Source organism: Paracoccus marinaquae (assembly GCF_018860165.1).
Taxonomy (GTDB): Bacteria; Pseudomonadota; Alphaproteobacteria; order Rhodobacterales; family Rhodobacteraceae; genus Paracoccus; species Paracoccus marinaquae.
Window position 1 is genome coordinate 106,234 of sequence record NZ_JAHKNG010000009.1, and the last position, 10,218, is coordinate 116,451.

At 64.5% G+C, this 10,218-nt stretch carries 9 protein-coding genes and 1 tRNA gene; 7 read left to right on the top strand and 3 right to left on the bottom strand.

Annotated elements, in window-relative coordinates; genetic code table 11:
* The first annotated feature begins 5 nt into the window (after nt 1-5).
* The 3 genes from KNW02_RS07580 to KNW02_RS07590 all read left to right on the top strand — a co-directional run bounded on the left by KNW02_RS07580 (nt 6) and on the right by KNW02_RS07590 (nt 4,143).
* Entirely contained in the window at nt 6-1,295 is a 1,290-nt protein-coding gene (locus KNW02_RS07580; protein WP_216032655.1) for a homoserine dehydrogenase, read from the top strand.
* 188 nt (nt 1,296-1,483) lie between these two features.
* Entirely contained in the window at nt 1,484-2,605 is a 1,122-nt protein-coding gene (locus KNW02_RS07585; RefSeq protein WP_216032656.1) for a glycosyltransferase, read from the top strand.
* Nucleotides 2,602-4,143, top strand: coding sequence for a glycosyltransferase family protein (locus KNW02_RS07590; RefSeq protein ID WP_216032657.1), 1,542 nt, complete (start codon nt 2,602-2,604; stop codon nt 4,141-4,143). The genes KNW02_RS07585 and KNW02_RS07590 overlap by 4 nt, the downstream gene beginning before the upstream one ends.
* A 45-nt stretch (nt 4,144-4,188) precedes the next feature.
* Here the strand turns inward: KNW02_RS07590 and KNW02_RS07595 are convergent, their stop codons facing one another.
* Nucleotides 4,189-4,734, bottom strand: a complete 546-nt coding sequence (locus KNW02_RS07595) for a DUF924 family protein (protein ID WP_216032658.1) — start codon at nt 4,732-4,734, stop codon at nt 4,189-4,191.
* 13 nt (nt 4,735-4,747) lie between these two features.
* Nucleotides 4,748-5,680, bottom strand: a complete 933-nt coding sequence (locus KNW02_RS07600; RefSeq protein ID WP_216032659.1) for a pirin family protein — start codon at nt 5,678-5,680, stop codon at nt 4,748-4,750.
* A gap of 158 nt (nt 5,681-5,838) precedes the next feature.
* Here KNW02_RS07600 and KNW02_RS07605 point away from each other — a divergent pair, with 158 nt between their 5' ends.
* The 3 genes from KNW02_RS07605 (at nt 5,839) to KNW02_RS07615 (ending at nt 8,106) form a co-directional block, all read left to right on the top strand.
* Nucleotides 5,839-7,365 (top strand): VOC family protein, encoded by a 1,527-nt coding sequence (locus KNW02_RS07605; RefSeq protein WP_216032660.1) that lies wholly within the window; start codon nt 5,839-5,841, stop codon nt 7,363-7,365.
* A 145-nt stretch (nt 7,366-7,510) separates the two neighbouring features.
* Nucleotides 7,511-7,586: transfer RNA gene (locus KNW02_RS07610), tRNA-Ala, on the top strand.
* Between the two features lie 241 nt (nt 7,587-7,827).
* Entirely contained in the window at nt 7,828-8,106 is a 279-nt protein-coding gene (locus tag KNW02_RS07615; protein WP_216032661.1) for an SH3 domain-containing protein, read from the top strand.
* A 249-nt stretch (nt 8,107-8,355) separates the two neighbouring features.
* On the opposite strand, the gene KNW02_RS07620 is transcribed toward KNW02_RS07615, so the two are convergent.
* Complete coding sequence (locus tag KNW02_RS07620; protein WP_216032662.1) at nt 8,356-9,363, bottom strand: class I SAM-dependent methyltransferase; 1,008 nt, start codon at nt 9,361-9,363, stop codon at nt 8,356-8,358.
* A gap of 175 nt (nt 9,364-9,538) precedes the next feature.
* On the opposite strand from KNW02_RS07620, the gene KNW02_RS07625 reads away from it, so the two are divergent.
* Nucleotides 9,539-10,117, top strand: coding sequence for an AfsR/SARP family transcriptional regulator (locus tag KNW02_RS07625; RefSeq protein ID WP_216032663.1), 579 nt, complete (start codon nt 9,539-9,541; stop codon nt 10,115-10,117).
* Nucleotides 10,118-10,218 lie beyond the last annotated feature (101 nt).

The window sequence follows — 10,218 nt, forward strand, 5'->3', positions numbered from 1 at the left end:
CTTTCATGTCGTCTCCTCTCCGCCTCGGCATTGCCGGGCTCGGCACCGTCGGGATCGGTGTCGTCAAGATCGTCCAGAAGCATGTCGACCTGCTGGCGCGGCGTTCGGGGCGCGACCTGGCCATTACCGCCATCAGCGCGCGCGACCGGATGAAGAACCGCGATGCCGACCTGTCCTCCTATCGCTGGGAGGCCGATCCGATGGCGGTGGCGACGGCCGATGACGTGGATGTCTATGTCGAACTGATCGGCGGCGATGACGGCATCGCCAGGGACAGCATCGAGGCGGCGCTGCGCGCGGGCAAGGACGTGGTCACGGCCAACAAGGCGCTGCTGGCGATGCACGGACAGGCGTTGGCCGAACTGGCCGAAAGCCTCGGCCGGGTGATCCGCTTCGAGGCGGCGGTGGCCGGTGGCATCCCGGTCATCAAGACGATGACGGAATCGCTTGCCGGCAATGACGTGACCCGGGTGATGGGCGTCATGAACGGCACCTGCAACTATATCCTGACCCGGATGGAAAGCGCCGGCCTGCCCTATGAGGCGGTGTTCGAGGAGGCGCGTCAGCTGGGCTATCTCGAGGCCGATCCGACCCTTGATGTCGGCGGCATCGATGCTGGGCACAAGCTGGCCATCCTGTCCGCGATCGCCTTCGGCACCCGGGTCGATTTCGGCGCGGTCGAGATCGAGGGGATCGAGCGGGTCAGCATCGACGACATCCGCCGGGCCGCCGATCTTGGCTATCGCATCAAGCTTCTGGGCGTCGCCCAGATGACCGCGCGCGGGCTTGAGCAGCGCATGTCGCCCTGTCTTGTACCGGCGGACAGCCCGCTGGGGCAGCTGAGCGGCGGCACCAACATGGTGGTGGTCGAGGGCGACAGCGTCGGCCAGATCGTGCTGCGCGGGGCAGGGGCCGGCGAAGGTCCGACCGCCAGTGCGGTCATGTCGGATATCGTAGAAATCGCCCGCGAGGTGCGGCTGCCGGTCTTCGGTCAGCCCGCGGCGCAGCTGACCCTGGCCCAGCCCGCCCGGACGGCGGTGCCGGCGGCCTATTACATGCGTCTGGAACTGCAGGACAAGCCGGGTGCGCTGGCCAAGGTGGCGACGGTGCTGGGGGATGCCGGCATCTCGATCGACCGGATGCGCCAATACGGGCATCACAGCGACAGCAGCGTGCCGGTCCTGGTGGTGACCCACAAGACCACGCCGGACGCCATCGACTATGCCATCGAGGCGCTGCCGCGGACCGGCGTTCTGGTCAGCGCCCCGGTCGAGTTGCGTATCGAGGAAGTCTGAAGCCCGATCCCGCCGTCAGGGGGTAAGCAGAGGTTTTTCGATGGCAGGATCGGAAAAGTTGAACTGTCAGCTTGAAACTGTAATCCCGCCGTGGCTATGTGCTGGTGTTGATTTAAGCCGATTTTGCCTGTGGATGGTTGCCGATGTCGTCTGAGATGCGTTCCGTTTCCGATTCTGGCCGAGACGCTGTGGACGGCGATCTCGCGCGGATTCAGGTCATATCGCCGATCTCGATCGTGGTTCCCACCTACAAGGAACGCGAAAACATCCCGCTGGTGATCGAGCGGGTCCGGCAGTTGCGAGAGCGTGACGGGCTGGACGCCGAATTGATCTTCATGGACGACATGAGCCGCGACGGCAGCATCGAGGCGGTGGAGGCAAGCGGTCACGACTGGGTGCGCATTGTCGAGCGGACCGAGGATCGCGGCCTCAGCCCTGCGGTGATCGATGGCTTTCGCAATGCCCGCAACCCGGTGCTGGTCTGCATGGACTGCGATCTCAGCCACCCGCCCGAGAAGATCCCGCAAATGGTCTATGCGTTGTCATCCGGCCAGCAATTCGTGATCGGATCGCGCTATGTGCCGGGCGGGTCGACGGATGACGACTGGGGTTTCTTCCGCTGGCTGAACAGCCGCGTGGCGACCCTGCTGGCACGTCCCCTGACCTCAGTGAAGGACCCCATGTCGGGCTTCTTCGCGCTGCGGCGCAAGGATTTCGACCGGGCGCAGGAACTCAATCCGGTCGGCTACAAGATTGCCTTGGAACTGATCGTGAAATGTGGCTTCGAGAACGTCGGCGAGGTGCCGATCCACTTTACCGACCGGATCCACGGCGAAAGCAAGCTGACCCTGCGCGAGCAGTTGAAATACATCAAGCACCTGCGGCGGCTCTATCTGTTCCGTTTCGCTAACGCGATGTATCTGCTGCAGTTCCTGGTCGTCGGCATGTCCGGCGTGGTGGTCAACATGGCGATGCTGACCCTGCTTCTGGCCCTGGGGGCCACGCCCAAACTGGCAATTGCCGGTGGTATCATCGTCAGCGTCGTCAGCAACTTCCTGCTGAACCGGCGATTTACCTTCAGCTATGCGCGTGATCGCAATCCGCTGGGGCAGTTCGCGGGCTTTGTCGGGGCATCGGCGATCGGCATGATCGTGAACTATGCCCTCTCGGTCTATCTGATCGAGAACGTCCTGCCTGAAACCAGATCCTCCATCTATATCGCTTCGCTGCTCGGGATCTCGGCCGGCATGCTGTTCAACTTTCTCGGCAACCGCTACGTCGTCTTCCGCAAGCGGTATATCCATAAATGACCCGGGGCCTGACCTCGGCCGGGATCCTCGCTCTCTTCGTCGCCGCCGCGATTGCCTTTGCGCGCGTCCAGTCGATCTGGATCGACGAAACCACCCAGCTTTCGGGGCTGGCGCTGCCCCCGGGCCAGCAACTGTCCTGGCTTCTGGGGCGGGACAACCCGATCCCCGGCGTTCCGCCCGACCGGATGCCTCCGCTGTCCTATTGGCTGGGCTCGCTCTGGGCCGGCCTCTTCGGTCTTGGCGAAAGCTCGATGCGCCTGTTCGGCATCACCATGCTGGCCGCCGGGGCGCCGGCGATCTATCTTGCAGGGCGCATGCTGGGCGGTGCGCGGGGCGGGGCGCTGGCCGTGCCCTTCGCCCTGGCCGCGATCTATCTGGCGCCCGGAACGCTGGTTCTGGCGGGTGAAATCCGGGCCTATCCGCTTTTTCTGGCCTTTGGCGCCTGGGCGGTCTGGGCCTATGTCGGTGCGCTGACGCGGCCCGGCACGGGATGGCTGGTGGCGCTGGCGCTGTTCTCGCTGCTGGCCGCCTATACGCATTTCTTCGGCGTGGTGATGGCCGCATTGCTGTGGCTGTCGCTGCTGATCGCGCGTTGGCTGCAGGGCGAGGCGATCCTGCCGGTGCTGGTCGGGGGCGTGGTCACGGCGCTGCTGTGCCTTGGGCTTGCGCCCTTCGTCCTTGCCGCGATGCAGGTGGGCGAGGGTTCGGCGGATGCCGCCGGACCCGGTCTGGCCGATCTGATCCGCGACCTCGCCCGACTGGCCTTCCGGCTACAACTGCACGGGGTCCATCTCTCGCACCCGCTGCTTGCGGGCACCGCTCTGCTTGGCGTGGCCGGTCTGCTGGTCCTGTCGCTGGCGGCGGGGTTCAGAAGCCGGTCGGATGATCCCGCGCGTGTGGGTCTGTTCCTGCTGTTGCCGGCGGTTCTGGCCTTCGTCATGCTGGGCCTGCTCAAGCTGACCGTCGGCAGCTTCGATGTCCTTGCCCCGCAATACAACAGCTGGATCATTCCGCTGGTCGTCCTCGCCCTTTCCATACCCCTGACGCTGCCGGGGATGCGCCCGATAGCGGTCGCCTTCGCGGCGCTGCTGATCGGCGCCAATCTGGTGGCAGACTGGACGCTGCTGCGCAATGCGGTCGCCTATACCCACGGCCCCGGCGAATGGGTGGCCGAGGCCATCGGATCGCCCGAGGATACGGTCGTGATCCATGACGCCAGTTCGAACTGGGGCACGTCCTATTTCCCGGTCTATTACCTGACCGGCGGCAAGGCGACGCAGATCCTGCGACAAGAGGGGCAACCGGACCGGCAGATCCTGGTGGATGGCATCCCCGAGGCCGAACCGGGTCTGGCCGAGCGGTTCCCGACGCGGCTCTTCGTGCGCTCACGCTCGCTCACCAGCAGCGAGATCGGGGCCCGGCTCGATGAGCCCGGCGATTGTGGTATCCCGCCGATGGAAACGGGCGAGCCGGCACCCGACTCCACCGTCTCGCGCTGTGCCTATGAATCGGCGACCATGTCCATCCAGCGCCGCTGAGCCTGTCCCGCCGAAGGCAGCGTGGCCACGGGCGGGGCAGGGGCCTCAGAAGCCGGAATGGGTTTCGAGAAACGCGGCCTCTTCGGGGCTGCTTTCGCGACCCAGAGCCGCATTGCGATGCGGAAAGCGGCCGAAGCGGGCGACAATGTCGCGGTGTTCGCGGGCAAAATGCAGCGAATGCGGGTTGCCAAGCGCCTCGTAGAGCCTGACCGAGCGGTCCTGATCCTCGGGATCCTCGCTGTGCATGAAGGGCAGGTAGAAGAACTGCCGCGCGGTCGCATCGACCTGCTTGTCATAGCCGCGGTCCAGCGCCTGCCGGGCCACCCTCAGCGCCAGATCGTTGCTTTCGAAGCTGCGCCCCGAGCCGCGGAACATGTTGCGCGGGCACTGGTCCAGCAGGATGCACAGCGCCAGCGCGTCCTCGGCGCTGTTCAGCCAGTGCGTCAGCCGGCCGGCATGGGCGGCCTCGTAGGTTTCGCCGAAGAAGCGGATGATCTGGTTGTCGATCTGGTCGGATTTCTCGAACCAGTAGGGGCGCATGGCATCGGAAAACCAGAAATCGCGGACATCCTGCGGGGATTTGCTGCTCATCGTTGCCTCCCTGTCACGGCAGCGGGATATGTTCGTTGCGGTCGCCCGTCGGCAAATCGAACAGGCCCTGACCCCATTGCTCGGCCCGCCATTGCCGTTTTGCCTCTTCGATCCGCTCGCGCGAGGAGGCGACGAAGTTCCACCAGATATGGCGCGGCCCGTTCATGGTCGCGCCGCCAAGCGCCATCAGCCGCGCGCCGCGATCGCCCGCCTGCACGGTGATCTCGTCGCCGGGGCGGAAGACCATCATCTGCCCCGCCTCGAATTCCTGCCCGGCGATGCGGACCGATCCTTCGGTGATGTAGAGGCCGCGATCCTCGTGATCCGAGGGCAGGGGAAAACGGGCGCGGGGGTTCAGCGTCACGTCCAGATAGAAGGTGTCGGTGTAAAGCGTCGCCGGCGCGGTCTCGCCATAGGCGCGGCCGAGGATCAGCCGCGCCTCGATGCCCTCGTCGCGGATCTCGGGCAGGGCATCCTGGCCGTGATGTTCGAAGATCGGGTCCATCTCCTCGCGATCCTCGGGCAGGGCGATCCAGGTCTGGATACCGAACAGGCTGTGCGGCCCCGTGCGGGCGGTGGTGCTGGTGCGTTCGGAATGGCTCACGCCCTTGCCCGCCACCATCCAGTTCAGCGCCCCCGGGGTGATGATCTGGTCGCTGCCGATGCTGTCGCGGTGGTGGAAATCGCCGCGATAGAGATAGGTGACGGTGCCCAGCCCGATATGCGGATGCGGGCGCACATCGACGCCCTGTCCGGTCAGGAACTCGGCCGGGCCGGCCTGATCGAAGAAGATGAACGGGCCGACCATCTGCCGTTTCGGCGCGGGCAGGGCGCGGCGGACCTCGAAATCGCCCAGGTCGCGGGCGCGGGGGATGATCAGGGTCTCGATGGCGTCGGCGCCGATCTCGTCGGGGCAGCCTGGCGCAAGGGCGGGGTTCCAGCTCATGGCAGTCCTCCTGTGTCTGGGCCGAGCATGGCCTTATTCGACGGGCGCGCCAAGGGCCGTGCCGTTCGGGAAACGCGAATGCCGGGTTGGGCGGGCCTTCGCTGGCGTAACGGGCCGGGCAGGGGCATCTTGGCGGCAGATCAGGGAAGGAATGTGCCATGACCAGCGGCATTCATCATGTGACGGCGATCACCCGCGACGTGCAGGCCAATGTCGATTTCTGGATGGGCTTCATCGGCCTCAGGCTGGTCAAGCAGACCGGCGGCTTCGAGGATGCCGAACAGTTGCATCTGTTCTACGGCAATGCCGCGGGCGATCCTGGCACACTGGTCACCTTTCTGGTCTGGCAGGACGGCGCGCCCGGTCGCGTCGGCCACGCTCAGGTGGCCGAGATCGCGCTGGCCATCCCCCGTGGCCGGATCGGCGACTGGCTGACCCGCGCCATGCAGCACCGCCTGCCGGTCGAGGGGCCGTCGCGCGAATTCGGCGCGCCCGTCCTGCGGCTGAAAGACCCGGATGGCATCATCGTCAAGCTGGTCGGCCTTGATCTGCCCGATAGCGGTTGGCCCGCCGCGCCGGCGCGGCTGCATGGCGTGACCATCTGGTCCGAGGCGCCCGAACAGACCGCCGCCTTCCTTGGCCGGTTCGGTTTCGATGCCGGGCCGGCCGAAGGTGGCGTGACGCGGCTGGTCTCGGACAGCGACGTGCTGGACATCCGCGATGCCACGGGCTTCGTGTCCGGCATTCCGGGCAGCGGCACCATCGATCATGTCGCGTTGCGGATACCCGACAGCGCCGCGATCGAGGCCCATCGCGCCGCGTTGGCAAGCCGCAATTCCAGTGACGTGACAGTCCATGACCGGAAATATTTCACCTCGCTCTATGTGCGCGAACCGGCCGGCACGCTGATCGAACTGGCCACCGACGGGCCGGGCATGGGCATCGACGAGACTCCGGATCACCTGGGCGAGACGCTGATGATCCCGCCGCATTTTGCCGACCGCGCCGCCGATCTGCGCGTGTCGCTGCCGCAATTCGCGCGGCCGGGCGAGGAAAGGACCGTGATGAGACAGCTGCCCTTCATCCACCGCCTGCACCGCCCCGAGGATCCCGACGGCTCGGTCCTGCTGCTGCTGCATGGTACCGGCGGGAACGAGGCCGACCTGATGCCGTTGGCGCATCGCATCGCGCCGCGCGCGACGCTGCTGGGCCTGCGCGGGCGCTCGACCGAAGAGGGCGTGGCGCGGTTCTTTCGCCGCATCACCGCGACCAGCTTCGATCAGGACGACATCCGCGCCGAGGCGGCGGCCTTCGAGGCCTTCCTGACCGGTGCGGTGGCGGCCTACGGGCTGGACCCTGACCGGATCACCGTGCTGGGCTATTCCAACGGCGCGAATTTCGCCGCGGCGGTCATGGCACTCTATCCGGGGCTGATCCGCCGCGCGATCCTGATCCGGGCCATGGCGGTGCTTGAGGACCTGCCGCAGGTCGACCTGGCCGGAACCCGGATCCTCGGGCTGCGCGGCGCGGCCGATCCCTACGGTCGCTACGCGCCCGCCCTGAACGATTGGCTGCTGGCCAGCGGCGTCGATCTGGACGCGCGGACCGTCAAGGCGGGCCATGAACTGGCCGAGTCCGATCTGACCGCGGCCCAGAATTGGCTCCTTGGCCTAACGGTCGGCTGACCTCGTCGAGACATCCTCTGAACTGCGATCCCGTGGCCGGACCGGGTCCGTTTTTCCGGACCCGACTCGCGGTCGTCCGGCCGCCGGCTTCCCTTCGGTAAGCCGCTTGACATCTTCTCGTGTCCGGTCCAGATAGCGCGCCTGTGGGGCCGTAGCTCAGTTGGTAGAGCGCATCGTTCGCAATGATGAGGCCAGGGGTTCGATTCCCCTCGGCTCCACCATCTTTACCACATCTGTCATTGGAGCATAAGAGTGCCGATTTAGGGCATAAGCTTACCGATTGCGCGTCAATATGGCTAATGCAACACAGCTGCATGTCGCGCGGGACACGATTTTTAGCTCGGTCCGTCGTGGAAACGTCGTTTTCGTTAGGATAGGTCTGACATCGTGGATGATGCAGAACGTCCGCTGTTGCTCGGCGCGATGGTGGCCTATTGATGCCTGAACGAATAAGGATAGATCATGCGAACTCACTTTGCCGCCCTTTTCGCGCTTACGCTCGCTACCGGATGCGCGGTTGGTTCTGGTGCGGTGGTCAAAGGTGCCGGGCCAGATGATCTTCTGAAACTCCGCGAAGGTCCGGGCCTCGAACACAAGATCATCATCGGCCTGCCAGACGGAACGCGCCTCACCCGCCAGAGCTGCGTGACGAACAACGGTAAGGTCTGGTGCAGGGTGTTCCTCACTGACAGGCCCGGCGTCTCGGGCTATGTTTCGGCGGACTATCTGGCGCATCGCTGACAGCATTCGGCCGATTTCGTTGAAAAACTCTGCGGAAACCCATTCAAGCTACCATATGTTGTTTTCCTGCCGCTTCAGATCGCCCACCTGGTAGCTGATTTCGGGCTGGCCCGAGTTTTTCAACAGAATCGGCCCTCTGCTGCCGTTCGAAAATGCGCCGCGCTGCGTTGCGGCATTCACCAGACCGGCCGTTCGGCCTGCTGCGCAGCATTTTAGAAAGTCGGGCGTCAGCAAAGAGGGCAAAGCAAGTTATCCCTGATGGCGGGGTTTCCGGAGTTCGACGAGGTGGGCTAGCCCAGAGGTATCAGCCACGACGACTGGTTTTGTTGCCGGCGGCGCGGTCTTTGCAATGAGCCTGCGGACGTCCATGGTATCGCGTTCGATGAGTTGCCAGTCGCCAAGAATACTCAGAATGACTCTGTATGGATTGGGACGGGCGATGCTGGAAAATATAAGTAGGCCGCCCGGGACTAGAGCAGACCAGAGTTGCCGGATTAGTTCTTGGGATCGACGGCTGTCAGTGGTGTCGAGCAAGCGGCCCGTGGTGATGAGGTCGAAGCGGTTGCTCGGAAGCGTTTCGGCGTAGGTCAGGGCGTCGCTGCGCACCAGTTCGTGGATAATTCCGAATGTCCCGAGGCGATTTTCGATGAGCATCAGTGCGTCTGATGCCGGGTCGTTGAAGGTAATACTTGACCGGATACTGCCTAAGGCGACTGCATCCACCACGTCAAGTGCACCGCCCGCACTGAGGGAGAGGATGCGCTGTCCGTGGTCGGCAAAGCGCAGGATGCAGCGGGTCTGAAAGGCAAGTCGATTTCGGAATTGCTGCGCCAGCGGGGAAGCGCGGAAGACATGGGTGGCGCAGCTGGCGACATCCTGGAATGAAGAGTCCTCGGGCGCGGCGATCAGGGCTTCGATCGTTTCGACGTCACCAGGATCGCCAAGCGACCATTTCTGCATGCGGGACAAAAGTCCGGATAGCCCGAGCGTGGTACGCGCGGTGCCAAGGGCGGTCGCGATCTCTTGTTGCCGCAGGCCGGCCTGCTCTGCCTGAAGGATCGTGGCGGCAATAACGTGGATGCATTCCATCACCCGATGAAACCGTAGGAGTGGCGGGATATCCAGCCGACCGAGGCAGGCGACATCGTCCGACAGATCTTCTAGCCGGGCCCGCAGTCCTAAGGGTGCCGCACCGAGCGAGGGGAGCAAAGGCGCGATGAGACAATGGGACTTGTCGTTGTGATCGTTGTGTCGCAATGCATGCCTCCTAGCTGCAGGCTGCCGCGGTCGGTCTTCACTATGCCAGCGGATCCGGCAAAGCCTCGGCGGATGGCCGTGATCTGGGTGTGACATGATCCGGTTTAGGAGTAGACAAGAGGAAAGTGGGCCGAAATAATGGAAGCGCCCGGCCCCCGTGCATGGAAGATTGCGAATGCTTCCTGAGAATGAAGATTCCGCCTGCCTCTGCCTGATCGGTGAGCCCCGCCTGATGCGAAACAGTAAGCTGATAATGCTACCGCCACGGCAGGCTCAGATCGTGTTCGTCCTTGTGACCCGGCCGGACCTGTTCGCCTCGCGCGACATGCTGGCGGGGTTGCTGTGGCCGAATGGGCCGCAGGGGCGTGCCAGTCTGCGCCAGTTCATGGGGCGGCTGAAAAAACAGTCGGGGCCGTTGCAGGGCTGGCTGGAGATCGACGAGGATGGCTTACGGCTTGCGGATCGCCGGCCCGACATCGATTTTCTGCAGCTTGCAGGGGCGGAGGATGTACGCGGGGACGGTCCGGTGATGTTTCCTGAAGGTCTGTTGCTGGAAGGGATTGAATCGCCGACCGAGGCCTTCGAGGCGCTGCTGCGAGAGCACCGGGCAGTCTTGGCGGAACAGCGATGGCGGTTGGCGCAGCGCGCGATGCGGGATTTGACGCGGTTCGGCACGGTCGAGCGGAGCCAGCTGGACGACTGGATCCTACGTCTGTTGAAGGCCGCGCGGGAGTGTCCGATCTTTTGTGTATGATTGATCGGGTCCATGCTTCACCGAAAGGAAGCATGTATGACGATCTCCAAGGAAATTCTGGACGAGTTGCTGAAAGGCGTTGAGCGCCCGGAGGACCTGCT